General features: G+C 59.0%; 19 protein-coding genes. 5 read left to right on the plus strand and 14 right to left on the minus strand.

Features of this window, described 5'->3' with window-relative positions; all coding sequences use genetic code 11:
• Positions 1-122 precede the first annotated feature (122 nt).
• The 9 genes from AC1DWG_RS28315 to AC1DWG_RS28355 all read right to left on the minus strand — a co-directional run bounded on the left by AC1DWG_RS28315 (position 123) and on the right by AC1DWG_RS28355 (position 9585).
• Positions 123-899, minus strand: a complete 777-nt coding sequence (locus AC1DWG_RS28315) for a secretin N-terminal domain-containing protein (RefSeq protein ID WP_477764576.1) — start codon at positions 897-899, stop codon at positions 123-125.
• 339 nt (positions 900-1238) lie between these two features.
• On the minus strand, positions 1239-1664 hold the full coding sequence (locus AC1DWG_RS28320) for a GNAT family N-acetyltransferase (RefSeq protein WP_477757067.1): 426 nt from the start codon (positions 1662-1664) through the stop codon (positions 1239-1241).
• Positions 1657-2826, minus strand: coding sequence for a ribosomal protein uL16 3-hydroxylase (locus tag AC1DWG_RS28325; RefSeq protein WP_477759982.1), 1170 nt, complete (start codon positions 2824-2826; stop codon positions 1657-1659). The genes AC1DWG_RS28320 and AC1DWG_RS28325 overlap by 8 nt, the downstream gene beginning before the upstream one ends.
• 86 nt (positions 2827-2912) lie before the next feature.
• Entirely contained in the window at positions 2913-4283 is a 1371-nt protein-coding gene (gene purB / locus AC1DWG_RS28330; RefSeq protein WP_007981277.1) for an adenylosuccinate lyase, read from the minus strand.
• A 124-nt stretch (positions 4284-4407) separates the two neighbouring features.
• Positions 4408-5031 carry a high frequency lysogenization protein HflD gene (hflD, locus tag AC1DWG_RS28335; RefSeq protein ID WP_108217855.1) on the minus strand — a complete coding sequence of 208 codons (624 nt, stop codon included), beginning with the start codon at positions 5029-5031 and terminating at the stop codon, positions 4408-4410.
• The gene (mnmA, locus tag AC1DWG_RS28340; protein ID WP_477764575.1) at positions 5028-6161 is read right to left on the minus strand and encodes a tRNA 2-thiouridine(34) synthase MnmA; all 1134 of its coding nucleotides are present in this window, start codon (positions 6159-6161) and stop codon (positions 5028-5030) included. The genes hflD and mnmA overlap by 4 nt, the downstream gene beginning before the upstream one ends.
• Before the next feature lie 59 nt (positions 6162-6220).
• Positions 6221-6667, minus strand: coding sequence for an NUDIX hydrolase (locus AC1DWG_RS28345; RefSeq protein ID WP_477764574.1), 447 nt, complete (start codon positions 6665-6667; stop codon positions 6221-6223).
• Between the two features lie 198 nt (positions 6668-6865).
• Positions 6866-9091, minus strand: a complete 2226-nt coding sequence (locus AC1DWG_RS28350; protein WP_477788663.1) for an NADP-dependent isocitrate dehydrogenase — start codon at positions 9089-9091, stop codon at positions 6866-6868.
• 326 nt (positions 9092-9417) lie between these two features.
• Positions 9418-9585, minus strand: a complete 168-nt coding sequence (locus AC1DWG_RS28355) for a hypothetical protein (protein WP_191628038.1) — start codon at positions 9583-9585, stop codon at positions 9418-9420.
• Here AC1DWG_RS28355 and icd point away from each other — a divergent pair.
• On the plus strand, positions 9584-10840 hold the full coding sequence (gene icd, locus AC1DWG_RS28360; protein WP_007972065.1) for an NADP-dependent isocitrate dehydrogenase: 1257 nt from the start codon (positions 9584-9586) through the stop codon (positions 10838-10840). The two genes, AC1DWG_RS28355 and icd, sit on opposite strands and share 2 nt — an antisense overlap.
• 79 nt (positions 10841-10919) lie before the next feature.
• On the opposite strand, the gene AC1DWG_RS28365 is transcribed toward icd, so the two are convergent.
• Entirely contained in the window at positions 10920-11201 is a 282-nt protein-coding gene (locus AC1DWG_RS28365) for a cold shock domain-containing protein (RefSeq protein WP_477755246.1), read from the minus strand.
• A gap of 224 nt (positions 11202-11425) precedes the next feature.
• Here AC1DWG_RS28365 and clpS point away from each other — a divergent pair, with 224 nt between their 5' ends.
• Both clpS and clpA read left to right on the plus strand, forming a co-directional pair.
• Positions 11426-11788, plus strand: coding sequence for an ATP-dependent Clp protease adapter ClpS (gene clpS / locus AC1DWG_RS28370; RefSeq protein WP_032829596.1), 363 nt, complete (start codon positions 11426-11428; stop codon positions 11786-11788).
• A 30-nt stretch (positions 11789-11818) separates the two neighbouring features.
• Complete coding sequence (clpA, locus tag AC1DWG_RS28375; protein ID WP_477759981.1) at positions 11819-14089, plus strand: ATP-dependent Clp protease ATP-binding subunit ClpA; 2271 nt, start codon at positions 11819-11821, stop codon at positions 14087-14089.
• Between the two features lie 174 nt (positions 14090-14263).
• On the opposite strand, the gene infA is transcribed toward clpA, so the two are convergent.
• From infA to trxB, 4 genes are all read right to left on the minus strand, one after another.
• Positions 14264-14482 (minus strand): translation initiation factor IF-1, encoded by a 219-nt coding sequence (infA, locus tag AC1DWG_RS28380; protein ID WP_002553999.1) that lies wholly within the window; start codon positions 14480-14482, stop codon positions 14264-14266.
• Between the two features lie 111 nt (positions 14483-14593).
• The gene (locus tag AC1DWG_RS28385) at positions 14594-15301 is read right to left on the minus strand and encodes an arginyltransferase (RefSeq protein ID WP_111287927.1); all 708 of its coding nucleotides are present in this window, start codon (positions 15299-15301) and stop codon (positions 14594-14596) included.
• Between the two features lie 57 nt (positions 15302-15358).
• Positions 15359-16039 (minus strand): leucyl/phenylalanyl-tRNA--protein transferase, encoded by a 681-nt coding sequence (gene aat / locus AC1DWG_RS28390; protein ID WP_108217862.1) that lies wholly within the window; start codon positions 16037-16039, stop codon positions 15359-15361.
• A gap of 62 nt (positions 16040-16101) precedes the next feature.
• Positions 16102-17061, minus strand: coding sequence for a thioredoxin-disulfide reductase (gene trxB / locus AC1DWG_RS28395; protein ID WP_477755029.1), 960 nt, complete (start codon positions 17059-17061; stop codon positions 16102-16104).
• Positions 17062-17367: 306 nt separating this feature from the next.
• Between trxB and AC1DWG_RS28400 the strand changes: the two genes are divergently transcribed.
• A complete protein-coding gene (locus tag AC1DWG_RS28400; protein ID WP_477759980.1) occupies positions 17368-19779 on the plus strand; it encodes a DNA translocase FtsK in 2412 nt (803 codons plus the stop codon).
• 67 nt (positions 19780-19846) lie between these two features.
• Entirely contained in the window at positions 19847-20470 is a 624-nt protein-coding gene (lolA, locus tag AC1DWG_RS28405) for an outer membrane lipoprotein periplasmic chaperone LolA (RefSeq protein WP_477755027.1), read from the plus strand.
• Positions 20471-20563 lie beyond the last annotated feature (93 nt).

Here is a 20563-nt window from a genome sequence, read left to right on the forward strand (position 1 = left end):
CCCTTGCCAGGGCCTCTGATTAGCGGGAGCGAGGCCATCATGCCTTCGCTTTTTTGGCTCGTCAAACGTTTTGTAGTGCTTTTTTTCAAGCACTACATCTTTGGTCTAATACGACTCGTCAGTCAGTTTTTGGTGCTTTGGTCCAGGGTGTCGACTTTCACCCGCAATGTCATGTCGTTGCGGCTCTGGCTCGAGTAGCTGCGGGTCAGGCCCTGTTTGTCGGCCTGGGTCTGGCCATTCACCCCGGCCAGCAGGATCCACTCACCGAGGTGACCGGTGACGGTTGTGTCGGTGCTTTGTACGTTCACTACATCGGGACGTTCCTGGCTCATGCGGTCACGGTTGGTACTGATCGACAAGTGAACGATGTCACCGGTGACGTTTGCGGTGACGTAGAAGCCCTGGGTGACGTTGCGGTATTCAGTCTGGTTGCGGTAACCGCCATAGGAGTCGCTCTGGCTGCTGGTGATCGGCACGCTCTGGCCGACCTGGATCAGTGCCGGTGCGCCTTCGCTGGCCTGCACTTGCTGAATGCCGCCGTCGCGGCTATCGGTGCTGTAGTTGATGATGCGGGTCTGGTTTGACTTGGCGCCGTTGACCGAATAACCCTGGTCGTCCTGGAAGTTGTTGTCGCTGGTGTCGACGGTGATCAGCAGGCGCTTGGGTGCAGTGTCGAGTTGCGAAAGAAGGGCTTTAAGTTCGTCGATCTTGCGTTGATCGGCGTTGACGATGAGTTGATTGCCGTAGGCGCTGACCTGTCCGTCCTTGCCGACGAAATCCTGCGCCACGGGCAGCAGGTCGGCGCTGGTGCGGTAGTTCAGCGGCACGATTTCGGTGGCTGCCATGACCGAAAAACTGCAGACCACCAGCAGGGTGCTGAGCAGGGTGCGTAGGGACATATCCGTTATCTCCGCCATTATGATTTGTGTAGGAGCGAGCTTGCTCGCGATGGTCGTCAACGATAATGCGTGACGCCTGGCACCCCGCGGCGCTCTCAAGTCCATCGCGAGCAAGCTCGCTCCTACAAGTATTGATAGTGCCAGTTTGTCGGCCCGGGATGGGGTAAGTTGAATGGTAGACAGCAAAACGCCCCGGTATCCGAAGATAGCGGGGCGTTTTGTGGTGTGGTCGAGTGCTTTTGTGGCGAGGGAGCTTGCTCCCGCTGGACTGCGCAGCAGCCCCAATAATTTAGGGTCGCTTCGCGACCCGGCGGGAGCAAGCCCCCTCATCACAGGGTCTCAGGCCGAATGCCGCACCATGTCCACATGCGGAATCCCGGCTTCCAGGAACTCCTCACTGACCATGTGAAAGCCCAGGCGCTCATAGAACGCCGTGGCTTGCACTTGAGCGCTGAGCATCTGCTGCTTCAACCCGTGCTCTTCAGCTTCGCCAATCACCGCTTGCATCAGTGCGTCGCCGACTTTCAGGCCACGCCAGTCCTTGAGCACCGACACTCGGCCGATGTGACCATCGGGCAGCAAGCGGGCGGTGCCAATTGGAAAGTCGCCTTCGTAAGCGAGGAAATGCACTGCATCAATGTCATCGGCGTCCCATTCCAATTCTGGCGGAACGGATTGCTCGGCGACGAACACCGTCTCACGAATGCGCCGGATCTCGGCGTTGTCCTTTTGCCAGTCTGCGACACGTACGTGAATCTTATTCATCGGCAAACCCCAGGCTTCCTTGCTTGACCAGTTCGCACAGCAGGCCGCGGCCGTCTTCGTCGCTCAGCCATTCGCCGAGGTTGTCGGCGTGCAGCGAGTCGGCGGCGCAGATCATCTTCAGCAGTTCGCGCAGCTTGCCTGGCAGGTAACGGCTCTGGCCGCTGGCGAACAGCAGCAGGTCGTCATCGACTTCAGACCACGCCAGGCGTGCGCTCGGGTTGCGAATCAGGATCGCGCCTTGCTCCAGGGCGGACATGAAGTCCTCTTCTTCGACGTCTTCCGGGCCCACCACCAGTTCCGGGTAACGTGGCTCGGTCATGAACTGGCCGAACCAGGTCAGCAGCAGGCGCTCGTCGCTCATGTGCTCGGCCAGCAGGCCTTTCAAGCGGTCGAGTGCATCGCGCTGGATCTGGTGAGGGTCGGCAGTCGGCAAGGCGTCGGCGTCGGTGTAGCGTTCTTCGTCCGACAGGAACTGGCTGAGGAAGTCAGTGAAGTGGGTCAGCACTTCAGCGGCGCTCGGTGCGCGGAAGCCGACCGAGTAGGTCATGCATTCATCAACGGCAACGCCGCAATGGGCCAGGCGCGGTGGCAGGTAGAGCATATCGCCCGGTTCCAGCACCCATTCATCGGTGGCTTCGAATTCGGAGAGGATGCGCAGGTCGGCGTGGGTCAGCATCGGGCTCTCGGTGTTGCACATCTGGCCGATCTTCCAGTTGCGCTTGCCGTGGCCTTGCAGCAGGAACACGTCGTAGTTGTCGAAGTGCGGACCAACGCTGCCACCTGGCGCGGCGTAGCTGATCATCACGTCGTCGATGCGCCAGCTCGGCAGAAAGCGGAAGTTTTCCAGCAGTTCGCTGACTTCCGGCACGAATTGATCCACGGCTTGAACCAGCAGGGTCCAGTCACGTTCAGGCAGCTTGCTGAATTCATCTTCGGCGAACGGGCCGCGACGCAGTTCCCACGGACGCTCGCCATTCTCGATGATCAGTCGCGATTCGACTTCTTCTTCCAGCGCCAGGCCGGCCAGTTCGTCGGCGTCGATCGGGCTTTCGAAATCAGGAATCGCCTGGCGGATCAGCAGTGGTTTTTTCTGCCAGTAGTCGCGCAGGAATTCCCGTGCCGTGATGCCGCCCAGAAGTTGAAGAGGAATATCAGGATTCATGTGTAACCTATTGAAAAAATGCACTTTTCAGACGGGAATAAAAACGCCCGGCGCTGCCGGGCGTCTTAAAAGGGTCTAGCGGTCGATCAGATGCGTCTGGCTTGTTCTACAGCGTTGCCGATGTAGTTGGCCGGGGTGAGCAATTTCAGCTCGGCCTTGGCGGCGGCTGGCATGTCCAGGCCGTCGATGAAAGTCTGCAGCGCTTCTGGGCTGATGCCCTTGCCGCGGGTCAGTTCTTTCAGCTTTTCGTACGGGTTTTCGATGTTGTAGCGACGCATTACGGTCTGGATCGGCTCGGCCAGTACTTCCCAGCAGGCGTCCAGGTCAGCGGCAATCTTCTGCTCGTTGAGCTCAAGCTTGCTGATGCCCTTGAGGCTGGCTTCGTAGGCGATCACGCTGTGGGCGAAGCCGACACCGAGGTTGCGCAGTACGGTGGAGTCGGTCAGGTCGCGCTGCCAACGAGAGATTGGCAGTTTGCTCGCCAGGTGCTGGAACAGTGCGTTGGCGATGCCCAGGTTGCCTTCGGAGTTCTCGAAGTCGATCGGGTTGACTTTGTGCGGCATGGTCGACGAGCCGATTTCGCCAGCGATGGTGCGCTGCTTGAAATAGCCCAGGGAGATGTAGCCCCAGATGTCGCGGTCGAAGTCGATCAGGATGGTGTTGAAGCGCGCAATCGCGTCGAACAGCTCGGCGATGTAGTCGTGCGGTTCGATCTGCGTGGTGTACGGGTTGAAGCCCAGGCCCAGCTCGTCTTCGATGAAGGCGCGGGCGTTGGCTTCCCAGTCGATCTCGGGGTAGGCCGACAGGTGGGCGTTGTAGTTGCCGACAGCGCCGTTGATCTTGCCCAGCAGCGGAACGGCAGCGACTTGAGCGATCTGGCGCTCCAGGCGGTAAACCACGTTCGCCAGTTCTTTACCCAGGGTGGTCGGTGAGGCCGGTTGACCGTGGGTGCGCGACAGCATCGGTACGTCGGCGAAGCGGATCGCCAGTTCGCGGATGGCGTTGGCGGTCTGGCGCATCAGCGGCAGCATCACGTCATCACGGCCTTCGCGCAGCATCAGGGCGTGGGACAGGTTGTTGATGTCCTCACTGGTGCAGGCAAAGTGGATGAACTCGCTGACCTTGGCCAGTTCCGGCAGCTTGGCCGCCTGCTCTTTGAGCAGGTATTCAATGGCCTTGACGTCGTGGTTGGTGGTGCGCTCGATCTCTTTGACGCGCTCGGCGTGCTCCAGAGAGAAATTTTCCGCCAGGGTGTTGAGCACAGCGTTGGCTTCGGCAGAGAACGCCGGCACTTCGCTGATGGCAGGGTGAGCGGCCAGGCGCTGGAGCCAGCGCACTTCAACCAGAACGCGGGCACGGATCAGGCCGTACTCGCTGAAAATTGGGCGCAGGGCCTGGGTTTTGCCGGCGTAGCGGCCGTCAACAGGGGAAACCGCAGTGAGCGAAGAGAGCTGCATGGGGTGTTCTCGGACAGTCGGGCAACGAAATGGGGCGCGTATCATACATGAAAAAATCCGCCGGTCCGTCGCCAACTGACCGGCGTATTACGCGTATTGCTATGTTCAGTTCTGTCGATGCGGGTTATTCGTTACGCATCAACGGGTAAAGCTCTTTCAGCAATTTGCGGCGGCTGATCACCAGCTGCCAGCGATGACCGCCCAATTGCCGCCACAGGCGCGCCGAACGGATGCCGGCCAGCAGCAGGGCGCGAATTTTCGAGGCATTGCTCGGTTGCTGTAGGTTGCGCATGTCACCGTGCACCTGGATGCGTTGGCGCAGGGTGCTCAGGGTGTCCTGATACAGCGCGCCGCATGCAGCGATCACGTTTTCGTGGGCCGGGCCGAAGTGTTCGACCTGGGACTGAATCTGCGGCAGACGCTTGCCAATCACGTCGAGCATGTCGTTGCGCTTGGCCAGCTGACGTTCAAGGCCGAGCATGGCCAGGGCATAACGCAGCGGTTCGCGCTGCAGGGCGCTTGGATCGCGTTCGAGGGCGCCAATCAGCGCGCGGTAGCCTTCGCGCAGGTTGATGTCGTCGCCGCCGTAGACTTCCAAAGTGTCCTTGGGGTCGCGGATCAGCAGGCTACCGAGCATGCAGGTCAGTCCGGCTTCGTTGGTCTGGCCGGACTTGGCAATCCTGTCCACCAGCACGGCGGCGAGAAACACGCCGCCCAGTGCTGTCAGTTGCTCCTGAATCGGGTTCATAGGGCCTGGCCCTTGCTCGTCCACGGCTCGGCTACTTCAATCACGCCGCCGCCGAGGCAGATTTCACCGTCGTAGAACACCACGGACTGGCCCGGAGTGACCGCGCGTTGCGGATCATCGAAGGTCGCGCGATAACCGGTGGCGGTTTTTTCCAGGGTGCACGGCTGGTCGCTCTGGCGATAACGAACCTTGGCGGTCAGCTTGCGTGGCTGGCTCAGATCGATCGGGTTGACCCAGTAGATATCGGAAGCGAGCAGGGCGCGGGAGAACAGCCACGGGTGATCGTTGCCCTGGCCAACGATCAGCTCGTTGTGTTCCAGGTCCTTGATCAGCACGTACCACGGCTCATCGCTGGCATCTTTCAGCCCGCCAATGCCCAGGCCCTGGCGCTGGCCGATGGTGTGGTACATCAGGCCGTGGTGACGGCCGATGACTTCACCTTCGGTGGTCTTGATCTCGCCCGGTTGCGCTGGCAGGTACTGCTTGAGGAAGTCGCTGAAGCGGCGCTCGCCGATAAAGCAGATCCCGGTGGAATCCTTTTTCTTCGCGGTCGCCAGTTCGTATTTCTCGGCAATGGCGCGCACTTGCGGTTTTTCCAGCTCGCCGACCGGGAACAGGGTCTTGGCGATCTGTTCACCGCCGACGGCGTGCAGGAAGTAGCTCTGGTCCTTGTTCGGATCCAGGCCCTTGAGCAGTTCGGTGCGGCCGTCGATGTCGCGGCGACGCACGTAGTGACCGGTGGCGATCAGGTCGGCGCCGAGCATCATGGCGTAGTCGAGGAACGCCTTGAACTTGATTTCGCGGTTGCACAGGATGTCCGGGTTCGGCGTGCGTCCGGCCTTGTATTCGGCCAGGAAGTGCTCGAACACGTTGTCCCAGTACTCGGCGGCGAAGTTGGCGGTGTGCAGCTTGATGCCAATCTTGTCGCACACGGCCTGGGCATCCGCCAGATCATCCATGGCGGTGCAGTATTCCGTTCCATCGTCTTCTTCCCAGTTCTTCATGAACAGGCCTTCCACCTCATAGCCCTGCTCGATCAGCAGGAGGGCGGAAACGGAAGAGTCCACGCCGCCGGACATGCCGACAATGACGCGCTTCTTTTGTGTGTCAGAAGGGGCTGGATCACGCATAGGGATTCAATGAGTGTCTTGAAAAAGGACGCGATTCTAGCAGGCTAAGGCCCGCAAGGCTAAAGAGAAGGACGGATCAATTCGAGGCCGAAGTGTTGGCCTGTCAGATAGTCGTCGATGCAGCGGATGATCAGCTCGCTGCGCCAGTTGTCGCGCTGCTCGATTAATTCCTCGCGGGTCAACCACTTGGCGCCGATGATGCCGTCATCCAGTTGATAATCCGCGTGGTGTTTCAGTGGTTTGGCGATGAAGCAGACCCTCTGGTAGGTCACGCCGTTGCTCGGGGCGGTGTAGAGGTAAATGCCCAGCACGCCGGTGGGTTCGACGTCCCAGCCTGTTTCCTCGAGGGTTTCGCGCACGGCGGCTTCGGTCAGGGTTTCGTTCGGGTCCAGATGACCGGCGGGCTGGTTGAGTACGACGCGCCCGTGCTTGAGTTCTTCCACCATCAGGAATCGGCCGTTGTCTTCGACGATGGTAGCGACGGTGATGTGGGGTTTCCAGTCCATGTGTGTTCCCTCAATGTTGAAAGTTGAAAACCGAACCCTGTAGGAGCTGGCTTGCCAGCGAAAGCGGTGGATCAGTCAATGAAGGTTTTGAATGATAAATCGCCTTCGCTGGCAAGCCAGCTCCTACAGGGTTTTGAGCTCCAGCCATAAACACAAACCCCGGCACAGGGCCGGGGTTTGTGATGTTCCCTTACAACCTTAAACCAGCGCAGCAACTGCCGCGTTGAAGGTTGCGCTTGGGCGCATGGCCTTGCTGATCAGCTCGGCGTCGGCGTGGTAGTAACCGCCGATGTCCACTGGCTTGCCCTGAACGGCGTTGAGCTCGGCAACGATGGTCGCCTCGTTCTCGGTCAGGGTCTTGGCCAGGGTCGCGAACTGCGCTTGCAGTGCAGTGTCTTCGGTCTGGGCAGCCAGGGCTTGAGCCCAGTACAGTGCCAGGTAGAAGTGGCTGCCGCGGTTGTCGATGTTGCCGACTTTGCGCGATGGCGACTTGTTGTTGTCCAGGAACTGGCCGGTGGCCTGGTCCAGGGTCTTGGCCAGCACCAGCGCCTTAGGGTTGTTGTAGGTCACGCCCAGGTGTTCCAGGGACGCGGCCAGGGCCAGGAATTCACCCAGCGAATCCCAGCGCAGGAAGTTTTCTTCCAGCAACTGCTGAACGTGCTTCGGAGCCGAACCGCCAGCGCCGGTTTCGAACAGGCCACCGCCGTTCATCAGCGGCACGATCGACAGCATCTTGGCGCTGGTGCCCAGTTCCATGATCGGGAACAGGTCGGTCAGGTAGTCGCGCAGTACGTTGCCGGTCACCGAGATGGTGTCTTTACCTTCGCGGGTGCGCTGCAGGGTGTACTTCATCGCGTCGACCGGCGCCATGATCTGGATGTCCAGGCCGGCAGTGTCGTGATCTTTCAGGTAAGCCTGAACTTTCTCGATCACTACGCCGTCGTGGGCGCGCATCGGGTCCAGCCAGAAGATCGCCGGGGTCGCGCTTGCGCGAGCACGGTTGACGGCCAGTTTGACCCAGTCCTGGATCGGCGCGTCTTTGGTCTGGCACATGCGGAAGATGTCGCCGGCCTCGACAGCCTGTTCCATCAGCAGGTTGCCCTTGCTGTCGGTGACGCGAACAACGCCGTCAGCCTTGATCTGGAAAGTCTTGTCGTGGGAGCCGTACTCTTCGGCTTTCTTCGCCATCAGGCCAACGTTCGGCACGCTGCCCATGGTGGTCGGATCGAACGCGCCGTTGGCCTTGCAGTCTTCGATCACTGCCTGGTAGATGGTCGCGTAGCAGCGATCCGGGATCACGGCCTTGGTGTCGTGCAGCTGGCCGTCGGTGCCCCACATCTTGCCGGAGTCACGGATCATTGCTGGCATCGAGGCGTCGACGATGACGTCGCTCGGCACGTGCAGGTTGGTGATGCCTTTGTCGGAGTTGACCATCGCAAGCGATGGGCGAACGGCGTAGACCGCCTGGATGTCAGCTTTGATCTGCGCTTGCTGCTCGGCAGGCAAGGCCTTGATGCGAGCGTACAGGTCGCCGATGCCGTTGTTCAGGTTGAAGCCGATCTGTGCCAGCACGTCAGCGTGCTTGGCCAGTGCGTCTTTATAGAACTCGGCAACGATCTGGCCGAACATGATCGGGTCGGAGACCTTCATCATGGTGGCTTTCAAGTGAACCGACAGCAGCACGCCTTGTGCCTTGGCGTCTTCGATTTCGGCCGCGATGAAGCTGCGCAGGGCGTTTTTGCTCAATACCGCGCAATCGAGGATCTCACCGGCTTGTACGCTGGTCTTTTCTTTCAGGACGGTGGCGGTGCCGTCTTGAGCGATCAGTTCGATCTTCACGGCGTCAGCGGCGTCGATCAGGGCAGCTTTTTCGCTGCCGTAGAAATCGCCGGTGCTCATGTGTGCGATGTGGGACTTGGAGTCCTTGGCCCAGGCGCCCATTTTGTGCGGGTGCTTGCGTGCGTAGTTCTTGACCGACAGCGGAGCGCGGCGGTCGGAGTTGCCTTCACGCAGAACCGGGTTCACGGCGCTGCCCTTGATTTTGTCGTAACGCGCCTTGGCTTCTTTGTCGGCGTCGCTGGTGACGGTCTCAGGGTAGTCCGGCAGTGCGTAGCCCTGAGCTTGCAGCTCTTTGATCGCGGCTTGCAGTTGTGGAACCGAAGCGCTGATGTTCGGCAGCTTGATGATGTTGGCTTCAGGCGTAACGGCCAGGGCGCCCAGTTCGGCGAGGTGGTCGGCTACGGCTTTGTCACCCAGTTGCTCGGGGAAGCTGGCCAGGATGCGCCCTGCAAGAGAGATATCGCGGGTTTCAACGGCGATATCAGCCGAGGCGGTGAACGCCTCTACGATAGGCAACAGTGAATAGGTGGCGAGGGCAGGAGCTTCGTCGGTGAAGGTATAGATGATCTTCGAGCGGGTGGGCATATTCGGATTAACTCTCTCTTCTTTGCTAAAGCGTGCGCAGAAACTCGAGGGCGCCGGGTAAGCGCGTTCGTTCAAAGTCATCCATGAGCCGAATATCGAGGTTTCGTTGCTGTGATGTTGGGTGCATCAGTAAGGCGTCAAGTGGCCGGACTGCGATAACAGGCCGGCCTGCCAGGCGGAAAGTCTCGTCGTAGAGCACTTCAACCGTCGTGACCCTGTGGTCAGCGGCGGCATTATACATAGGTAGCTGGCAATCTGCCGATGGTTCATACGCAACGAATGTCGTCCATTGGTCTAAAGGTCGCAGGGGCAAGTCGGGCGTAGAGTCATTCGTCGTGCTTGGTTTTGGCGCTTTTCCCTTTGCTTTCAGGCTTGTAGCGCACGAGTTGCAAGGCTTTGCGCCAGATGGATGGAACATAGGGTTTGCGCGCCGATTCAACTGGGTTACGCTCGAACCAAGCCAGATGTTCAATCCAATCAATGGAGTTCAGCATGGGTTACAAGAAGATTCAGGTTCCAGCCGTCGGCGACAAAATCACCGTCAATGCAGACCATTCTCTCAATGTTCCTAATAACCCGATCATCCCCTTCATCGAAGGCGACGGCATTGGTGTCGACATCAGCCCGGTCATGATCAAGGTTGTCGATGCTGCTGTTAAGAAGGCTTACGGTGGCGAGCGCAAGATTTCCTGGATGGAAGTGTACGCCGGGGAGAAAGCGACTCAGGTTTACGATCAGGACACCTGGCTGCCTCAGGAAACCCTGGACGCGGTCAAGGATTACGTGGTTTCCATCAAAGGTCCTCTGACCACCCCGGTCGGTGGCGGCATCCGTTCCCTCAACGTGGCCCTGCGTCAGCAACTCGACCTGTACGTCTGCCTGCGCCCGGTGCGCTGGTTCGAAGGCGTGCCTAGCCCGGTCAAGAAGCCAGGCGATGTCGACATGACCATCTTCCGCGAGAACTCCGAAGACATCTACGCCGGCATCGAGTGGAAGGCCGGCACGCCGGAAGCCACCAAGGTCATCAAGTTCCTCAAAGAAGAAATGGGCGTTACCAAGATCCGTTTCGACGAAAACTGCGGTATCGGCGTCAAGCCGGTGTCCCTGCAAGGCACCAAGCGTCTGGCACGCAAGGCCCTGCAATACGTGGTCGACAACGATCGCGATTCGCTGACCATCGTGCACAAAGGCAACATCATGAAGTTCACCGAAGGTGCCTTCAAGGAATGGGCCTACGAAGTGGCGGCTGAAGAGTTCGGCGCGACCCTGCTCGACGGCGGTCCGTGGATGCAGTTCAAGAACCCGAAAACCGGCAAGAACGTCATCGTCAAGGATGCCATCGCCGACGCCATGCTCCAGCAGATCCTGCTGCGCCCGGCCGAGTACGATGTGATCGCGACCCTGAACCTGAACGGCGACTACCTCTCCGACGCCCTGGCGGCGGAAGTGGGTGGTATCGGTATCGCGCCAGGTGCCAACCTGTCCGACACCGTGGCCATGTTCGAAGCCACCCACGGTACGGCGCCGAAATACGCCGGCAAGGACCAGGTCAATCCCGGTTCGCTGATCCTGTCCGCTGAAATGATGCTGCGCCACATGGGCTGGACCGAAGCAGCCGACCTGATCATCAAGGGCACCAACGGCGCGATTTCCGCCAAGACCGTGACCTATGACTTCGAACGTCTGATGGAAGGTGCGAAGCTGGTATCGTCTTCCGGTTTCGGTGATGCGCTGATCTCGCACATGTAAGAACGCGCAGGCACACAAAAACCGCCTGATTCAATAAGTTGAGTCAGGCGGTTTTTTTATGACTGGATGACGGGTTGCGTCAGCTCGACACCGTTTCGTGCTGGGTGGCGGGCGCGGTCTGTTCGCTCGGGAGCGTGGCAGACGTGATATTCAATGCATGCAAGCCTTTGGGGCCCTGAACGATCTCGAAGCTGACGATTTGTCCGGCCTTGAGGGTTTTGTAGCCGTCCATCGCGATGGCCGAATAGTGAGCAAAGAAATCGATTTCCTTGCCGTCCTCATCACGGCCTTCTTTGGCATCGGTGTTAATGAAACCGAATCCCTTGGCATTGTTGAACCATTTCACCTTGCCAACTGACATACCCAACTCCCTCTGCAACAGACTCCATCACTGGAGTATCATCCAGTACATCCGCAGTCGAATCTGTAAATAAGATTGACTCCGCGGACCTTTTTTACCCACTGTGGGCTCTATTGGTTGTAACACCGTTTTGCCGATAGTCAAGCTGACCGGGCAGTCGGAGTTGAAAACGCTGATAGCCGCCCCCACCAATGTATTTGAACAACTGACGAACCTTTCTTTCCATGCATGCAATCAGCCAGATTCGACTAACATTCAATCAGGATCGCCCTGATTTACACGACGACGATTCCACAGGCATTGCTGTTCAGGAGGCAAAGCCTGCACTACAGGCGCCGCCGATGTACAAGGTGGTTTTGTTCAACGATGACTACACACCGATGGATTTCGTCGTCGAAGTGCTCGAGGTGTTTTTTAACCTGAATCGCGAGCTGGCGACCAAGGTCATGCTGGCCGTCCATACAGAAGGGCGGGCAGTATGTGGAGTGTTTACCCGCGACATCGCCGAGACCAAGGCCATGCAGGTCAACCAGTACGCCAGGGAAAGCCAGCATCCGCTACTCTGTGAAATCGAGAAGGACGGTTAATCGCCGACCACTTGGGTATGAGGTGAAGCTATGTTAAACCGCGAGCTCGAAGTCACCCTCAATCTTGCCTTCAAGGAGGCCCGTTCGAAGCGTCATGAGTTCATGACCGTCGAACACCTCTTGCTGGCCCTATTGGACAATGAGGCTGCCGCCACCGTTTTGCGTGCGTGCGGTGCAAACCTCGACAAACTCAAGCATGACCTGCAGGAGTTCATCGACTCCACCACGCCATTGATCCCCGTGCATGACGAGGATCGCGAAACCCAGCCAACCCTGGGCTTCCAGCGTGTCCTGCAACGTGCTGTGTTTCACGTACAGAGCTCGGGCAAACGCGAAGTGACTGGTGCCAACGTGCTGGTCGCGATCTTCAGTGAGCAAGAGAGTCAGGCGGTGTTCCTGCTGAAGCAGCAGAGCGTCGCCCGTATAGATGTCGTCAACTACATCGCCCACGGCATTTCCAAGGTGCCGGGGCATGGCGATCACTCTGAAGGTGAGCAAGATATGCAGGACGACGAGGGCGGTGAGTCTTCTTCCTCGGGTAATCCCCTGGATGCTTATGCCAGCAACCTCAACGAACTGGCGCGCCAGGGTCGTATCGATCCGTTGGTAGGTCGTGAGCTGGAAGTCGAGCGTGTCGCGCAGATCCTTGCGCGTCGTCGCAAAAACAACCCGCTGCTGGTGGGCGAGGCGGGCGTGGGTAAAACCGCGATTGCCGAAGGCCTGGCCAAGCGCATTGTCGACAACCAGGTGCCGGACCTGCTGGCCAACAGCGTGGTTTACTCCCTTGACCTGGGTGCCTTGCTGGCCGGTACCAAGTACCGTGGCGATTTCGAGAAGCGCTTCAAGGCGTTGCTCAATGAGCTGAAAAAACGTCCGCAGGCGATCCTGTTCATCGACGAGATCCACACCATCATTGGTGCGGGTGCCGCGTCCGGTGGTGTCATGGATGCCTCGAACCTGCTCAAGCCACTGCTGTCGTCCGGTGATATCCGCTGCATCGGTTCCACAACGTTCCAGGAGTTCCGCGGGATCTTCGAGAAGGACCGTGCCTTGGCTCGGCGCTTCCAGAAGGTCGATGTGTCGGAGCCTTCGGTGGAAGACACCATTGGCATTCTGCGCGGCCTGAAGGGGCGTTTCGAAAGCCATCACAATATCGAATACAGTGATGAAGCCCTGCGCGCGGCTGCCGAACTGGCCTCGCGTTACATTAATGATCGTCACATGCCGGACAAGGCCATTGATGTCATTGATGAGGCGGGTGCCTATCAGCGTCTGCAACCGGTGGAAATGCGCGTTAAACGCATCGAAGTGCCTCAGGTCGAGGACATCGTTGCGAAGATTGCGCGGATTCCGCCAAAACACGTCACCAGCTCCGATAAAGAGTTGCTGCGTAACCTTGAGCGTGACCTGAAATTGACCGTGTTCGGTCAGGATGCCGCGATCGATTCGCTGGCAACCGCGATCAAGCTGTCCCGTGCCGGCCTCAAATCCCCTGACAAACCTGTCGGTTCGTTCCTGTTCGCAGGGCCTACCGGTGTCGGTAAAACCGAAGCGGCGCGTCAGTTGGCCAAGGCCTTGGGTGTCGAGTTGATTCGCTTCGACATGTCCGAGTACATGGAGCGCCACACCGTATCGCGTCTGATCGGTGCGCCTCCGGGTTATGTCGGGTTCGATCAGGGCGGCCTGCTCACCGAAGCCATCACCAAGCAGCCACACTGCGTGCTGTTGCTCGATGAGATCGAGAAGGCGCATCCGGAAGTCTTCAACCTGCTGCTGCAGGTGATGGATCACGGTACGTTGACCGATAACAACGGGCGCAAGGCGGATTTCCGTAACGTGATCGTCATCATGACGACCAACGCCGGTGCCGAGACCGCAGCCCGCGCTTCGATCGGTTTCACCTATCAGGATCACTCGTCCGATGCGATGGAAGTGATCAAGAAGAGCTTCACGCCGGAATTCCGCAACCGTCTGGATACCATCATCCAGTTTGGTCGCCTCAGCCATGAGGTCATCAAGAGCGTGGTGGACAAGTTCCTTACCGAGCTTCAGGCGCAACTGGAAGACAAGCGTGTGTTGTTGGAAGTCACTGATGCGGCCCGCAGCTGGCTGGCCGAAAGTGGTTACGACGCGGCGATGGGTGCTCGCCCAATGGCGCGCCTGATCCAGGACAAGATCAAGCGTCCGCTGGCGGAGGAGATTCTCTTTGGCGAACTGGCCGAACATGGCGGTGTGGTGCACATCGACATCAAGGACGGCGAGCTGACCTTCGAGTTCGAGACCACAGCCGAGATGGCCTGACGTTTGGAAGCAAAGCCAAAAGGCGCTGAAAGGCGCCTTTTGGCTGTCCGTCAGATATGCACCGATCCCCTTCGGCAGCTCCTACAGGGATCAGTGGACCAGTGGATCGGCGGCGGGCAAATCGCCCACAAACAAAAACGCCCGGCATAAGCCGGGCGTCTTGTATTGACCTGATTAGCGAGCGCGGTAAGTGATGCGCCCTTTGCTCAAGTCATAGGGCGTCAGCTCGACGCGCACTTTGTCGCCGGTAAGAATACGGATGTAGTTCTTGCGCATCTTGCCGGAGATGTGCGCGGTTACGACGTGCCCATTTTCCAACTCCACACGAAACATGGTGTTGGGCAGGGTGTCGACGACAGTGCCTTCCATTTCGAAGCTGTCTTCTTTCGACATGCAGTAAAGCCCTCGGTGTCCAATGAATGGCCCGGTGCAACTGCGCCAGGCAAAAGCGGCGTGCATTGTGCCCGAAAAGTGGGGTTTAAGCCAAGGGGTTTAGGGCTGGCTCTAGTTTAGAACCACCCAGCGCTGATTAATCAGCAACTCAATGGGGCGATATTGAGTCTTGTAGTTCATCTTTTTGCAGTTTTTGATCCAGTAGCCGAGGTAGACCGCCTCCAGCCCCAGCCGGCTGGCCTCGGCGATTTGCCAGAGGATTGCGTAGCGCCCAAGGCTGCGACGCTCTTCGGCGGGCTCGTAGAAGGTGTAGACCGCCGAAAGACCGTTCGGCAGTAGATCGGTGACCGCGACGGCCAGCAGCCGGCCGTTCAGGCGAAACTCATAAAAGCGTGAAAACGGCAGGTCCCGCACCAGGAATGTCGAAAACTGGTCGCGACTTGGCGGGTACATGTCGCCATCGGCGTGACGCTGTTCGATATAGCGCTGGTAAAGGTCGAAGTACTCTTCGTTGAAGCCGGGCTTGGCGGGACGCACCTGCAAATCCGCGTTGCGCTTGAAGATGCGTTTCTGTTGCCGGTTGGGCGTGAACTGTCCCACGGGAATACGCGCCGGAACGCACGCATTGCAATTCTGGCAATGCGGCCGATAGAGATGATCGCCACTGCGACGAAAACCCATCTCCGACAGGTCTGCATAGACATGCACATCCATGGGCTGACTAGGGTCGAGGAACAGGGTTGTGGCCTGCTCATCGGGCAGATAACTGCAAGAGTGCGGCTGAGTGGCATAGAACTTCAAACGCGCCAACTCGGTCATGATCAACCCTCGGGATAATGCTTTTGAATAAGTGTAAGCCACGCGCGCAAAAGTCGCTCAGCAAACCCAGGTGGCATGGTTGGGTTGGTCAAGGTGCCTGGCCAGATAATCGGCAAACTCGCGGCGCGCAATCGCCCGGGCGCCCAGGCTATGCAGGTGGTCGGTGGGCATCTGGCAATCGATCAGTACAAAGCCCGAGTCTTTCAGATGCCGGACCAGCGTGGCAAAGCCGAATTTCGACGCGTTGTCAGCGAGGCTGAACATGGACTCGCCGAAAAACAACTGGCCCATTGCCAGGCCATACAGCCCGCCAACCAGTTCGTCCCCGTCCCATACTTCCACCGAGTGCGCGTGTCCACGCCTGTGCAGCTCGATATAAGCGTCCTGCATGGCCTCGGTGATCCAGGTGCCATCGGCGTAATCCCGGGGGGCGGCACAGGCGCGGATGACGGCGGCGAAGTCCTGATCGAAGGTCACTTGATAGCGTTGCTGACGCAGCAGTTTGTTCAGGCTGCGCGAGACGTGCAATTCGTCGGGAAACAGAACCGTGCGCGGGTCCGGAGACCACCAGAGGATCGGCTGGCCTTCGGAAAACCAAGGGAAGCAGCCGTGGCGATAAGCCGAGATCAGCCGATCGGCGGACAGATCACCACCTGCAGCCAGAAGCCCGTTGGGGTCGCGCATGGCCTTTTCCAACGGTGGGAAATGCAAGGTATTGCGTTGTAACCAGGTCAGCATGGCATCCGGACTTACAGAAGGGGAGGGTAGTGGCGGGTTTTGGCCCGCCATAAAGTTTGCCTTCAAACGGTTGGAATGTCGTCGAGGTATTTTTCGGCGTCCAGTGCCGCCATGCAACCGGCCCCGGCAGACGTAACGGCCTGGCGATAAACGTGGTCGGCCACGTCACCGGCGGCAAAAACCCCGGCAATCGCCGTAGCGGTGGCATCGCCTTCGCTGCCACCCTTGACCAGTAGATACCCGTCGCGCATTTCCAGTTGGCCCGTAAACAGGTCGGTATTGGGTTTATGGCCGATGGCGATAAACACCCCGGCCAGCGGCAGCTCTTTGGTTTCACCCGTTTGGCTGTCCCGCAGGCGGGCGCCGGTCACGCCGCGGGCATCGCCGAGCACTTCGTCCAGGTTCTGGTTCCAGTGCAGGCGGACATTGCCGTTGGCGGCTTTTTCGAAGAGTTTGTCCTGGAGGATCTTCTCCGAGCGCAGCTTGTCGCGCCGATGCACCAGGTGCACTTCCTTGGCGATGTTCGACAGGTACAAGGCTTCCTCGACCGCCGTATTACCGCCGCCGACCACCGCGACCACCTGATTGCGATAGAAAAATCCGTCACAGGTCGCACACGCTGATACCCCTTTGCCGGCAAACGTTTCCTCCGACGGCAGGCCCAGGTATTGCGCGGAGGCGCCGGTGGCAATGATCAAGGCGTCGCAGGTGTAGGTGCCGCCATCGCCGATCAATTCGAACGGCCGTTGTTGCAACTTGGCGGTGTGGATGTGGTCGTAAACGATCTCGGTGGCAAAGCGTTCGGCGTGTTTTTGCATGCGGTCCATCAGGACTGGTCCGGTCAGGCCTTCGACGTCGCCTGGCCAGTTATCCACTTCGACGGTGGTGGTGAGCTGGCCACCTGCCTGTATGCCGGTAATGACAACGGGCTTGAGGTTGGCGCGGGCGGCATAAACGGCCGCGCTGTAACCCGCAGGGCCGGAGCCCAGGATAATCAGGCGTGAATGCTTCGCTTCGCTCATAAAAACACCTCATAAGCCTTTGTCACCAAAGAGAATGCATGCTCAAATTGAACAGCATGTCATGTGCTGTTGACTATGCTACACCCAAGGGTCTCAAGCATGGCGTCGTGCGTACAAACCCGTACAATGCCCTGCGTGTTACATATATTCAGTGCGCGCCGTGTTTATAAAAACCGGGGCGCAGTGTTAAAAGTAGTCCCGGTTACGCGTGTTAACTTTTTTACCTGCCTGGATTGGGTAGTTTTTCGGCAGTTTTTATAGACATTCACCAGATGGACGCGCCATTGGCGCAGGAAAAGAAGCGTTTTGAAGAAATCCACCGCAGCACCTAAACCAGCCGTCGTTCCGCTCTGGCGCCAGCACTTGCACTACCGACTCAAGGAAGGTGCGCTGATCGCCATCGGTGCCTTGTGCCTGTTCCTGATGATGGCCTTGTTGACCTATGGCAAGGATGATCCGGGCTGGAGTCATAACAGCAAGATCGACGACGTGCAGAACTTCGGCGGGCCAGCGGGCTCCTACAGCGCCGATATCCTGTTCATGGTGCTGGGTTACTTCGCCTACATCTTCCCGTTGCTGTTGGCCGTCAAGGCGTACCAGATCTTCCGCCAGCGTCACGAACCGTGGCAGTGGAGCGGTTGGCTGTTCTCCTGGCGCCTGATCGGCCTGGTGTTCCTGGTGCTGTCGGGCGCCGCTCTGGCCCATATCCATTTCCATGCCGCGACCGGTCTGCCGGCCGGTGCGGGCGGTGCGCTGGGCGAAAGCCTTGGCGACCTGGCCAGGAACGCCTTGAATATCCAGGGCAGCACACTGTTGTTCATTGCGTTGTTCCTGTTCGGCCTGACTGTGTTTACCGACCTGTCGTGGTTCAAGGTGATGGACATCACTGGCAAGATTACCCTCGACCTGTTCGAACTGTTCCAGGGTGCGGCCAATCGCTGGTGGGCGGCCCGTACCGAGCGCAAACGACTGGTTGCCCAGTTGCGTGAAGTCGACGACCGTATGGATGAAGTGGTCGCGCCGACCGTCACCGACAAGCGCGAGCAGGCGAAGGTCAAGGAGCGGCTGATCGAGCGTGAGCAAGCCCTGAGCAAGCACATGTCCGAGCGCGAGAAACAGGTGCCGCCGGTGATTGCGCCCGCGCCGCCAAAGCCCGCCGCACCGAGCAAGCGCGTCGAGAAAGAGAAGCAGACGCCGTTGTTCGTCGACAGCGCCGTGGAAGGCACCTTGCCACCAATCTCGATTCTCGATCCCGCGGAAAAGAAACAGCTCAATTACTCGCCTGAATCCCTGGCGGCGGTCGGCCACCTGCTGGAAATCAAGCTCAAGGAATTCGGCGTTGAAGTCACGGTGGATTCGATTCACCCGGGTCCGGTGATCACCCGTTACGAAATCCAGCCGGCGGCCGGTGTCAAGGTCAGCCGCATCTCCAACCTGGCCAAAGACCTGGCCCGTTCCCTGGCCGTGACCAGCGTGCGCGTGGTGGAAGTGATTCCGGGCAAGACCACCGTCGGTATCGAGATTCCCAACGAAGACCGGCAGATCGTGCGTTTCTCCGAGGTGTTGTCGACCCCCGAATACGACAACTTCAAATCCCCGGTCACCCTGGCCCTGGGTCACGACATCGGCGGCAAGCCGGTCATCACCGACCTTGCGAAAATGCCGCACCTGCTGGTGGCCGGTACCACCGGTTCCGGTAAGTCGGTGGGTGTGAACGCGATGATCCTGTCGATCCTGTTCAAATCCGGCCCGGAAGACGCCAAGCTGATCATGATCGACCCGAAAATGTTGGAACTGTCGATCTATGAAGGCATTCCGCACCTGCTGTGCCCGGTGGTCACCGACATGAAGGACGCCGCCAACGCCCTGCGCTGGAGCGTTGCCGAGATGGAGCGACGCTACAAGCTGATGGCCAAGATGGGCGTGCGAAACCTGTCTGGCTTCAACGCCAAGGTCAAGGAAGCCCAGGACGCCGGCGAGCCGTTGAGCGATCCGCTGTACAAGCGCGAAAGCATTCACGACGAAGCGCCGCTCCTGCAAAAGCTGCCGACCATCGTGGTGGTGGTCGACGAATTCGCCGACATGATGATGATCGTCGGCAAAAAGGTTGAAGAACTGATCGCCCGTATCGCCCAGAAGGCGCGGGCGGCCGGTATCCACCTGATTCTTGCGACCCAGCGTCCGTCGGTAGACGTGATCACCGGTCTGATCAAGGCCAACATCCCGACCCGTATGGCGTTCCAGGTATCGAGCAAGATCGATTCGCGGACCATCATCGACCAGGGCGGTGCCGAACAACTGCTCGGTCACGGTGACATGCTCTACATGCCGCCGGGCACCAGTCTGCCGATTCGTGTTCACGGTGCTTTCGTGTCCGACGATGAGGTTCACCGCGTGGTGGAAGCCTGGAAACTGCGTGGCGCGCCGGAATACAACGACGACATTCTCAATGGCGTCGAAGAGGCGGGTAGCGGCTTCGAAGGCAGCAGTGGTGGCGGCGACGGTGACGATCCTGAGGCCGACGCGCTGTACGACGAAGCCGTGCAGTTCGTGCTGGAAAGCCGTCGTGCCTCCATTTCCGCGGTTCAGCGCAAGCTGAAGATCGGCTACAACCGCGCCGCGCGCATGATCGAAGCCATGGAAATGGCCGGGGTCGTGACGTCCATGAACACCAACGGTTCGCGTGAAGTCCTGGCCCCGGGCCCGGTGCGCGACTGACCCGAGCATGAAAGGGGTGGCGCCCATTGGCGTCGCCCGCACTCCCACGAATGTTATGAGGACTCCCATGCGTCTGATCCGCATGTTGTTGCTGCCGGTACTGGCTTTGACCACGCTCCAGGCTAACGCCGATGACAAGGACGTGGCGCGCCTGACCCAATTGCTGGAAAAATCCAAGACGCTGACGGCCAACTTTTCGCAGTTGACCCTCGACGGCAGCGGCACCCAGTTGCAGGAAACCACCGGCGACATGACGCTGCAGCGCCCGGGCCTGTTCTACTGGCACACTAATGCGCCGGCCGAGCAGACCATGGTATCCGACGGCAAGAAAGTCACTCTGTGGGATCCGGATCTGGAGCAGGCGACGATCAAGAAGCTGGACGAGCGTCTGACCCAGACCCCGGCTCTGCTGTTGTCCGGTGACGTGTCGAAGATCAGCCAGAGTTTCGACATCACCGCGAAAGAGGCGGGTGGCGTGATCGACTTCACCTTGAAGCCGAAAACCAAGGACACTCTGTTCGACAACCTGCGTCTGTCGTTCCGCAACGGTCTGCTCAACGACATGCAACTGATCGACAGCGTCGGCCAACGCACCAACATCCTGTTCACCGGGGTGAAGGCCAACGAAGCAGTGCCAGCGTCCAAGTTCAAGTTTGACATCCCCAAGGGTGCGGATGTGATCCAAGAGTAATACGCAAAACCCTGTAGGAGTGAGCCTGCTCGCGATAGCGTCCGGTCAGTCAACATTGATGTTGAATGTAATGCCGCCATCGTGAGCCGGCTC

This window comes from Pseudomonas sp. P4_B3, from assembly GCF_056402295.1.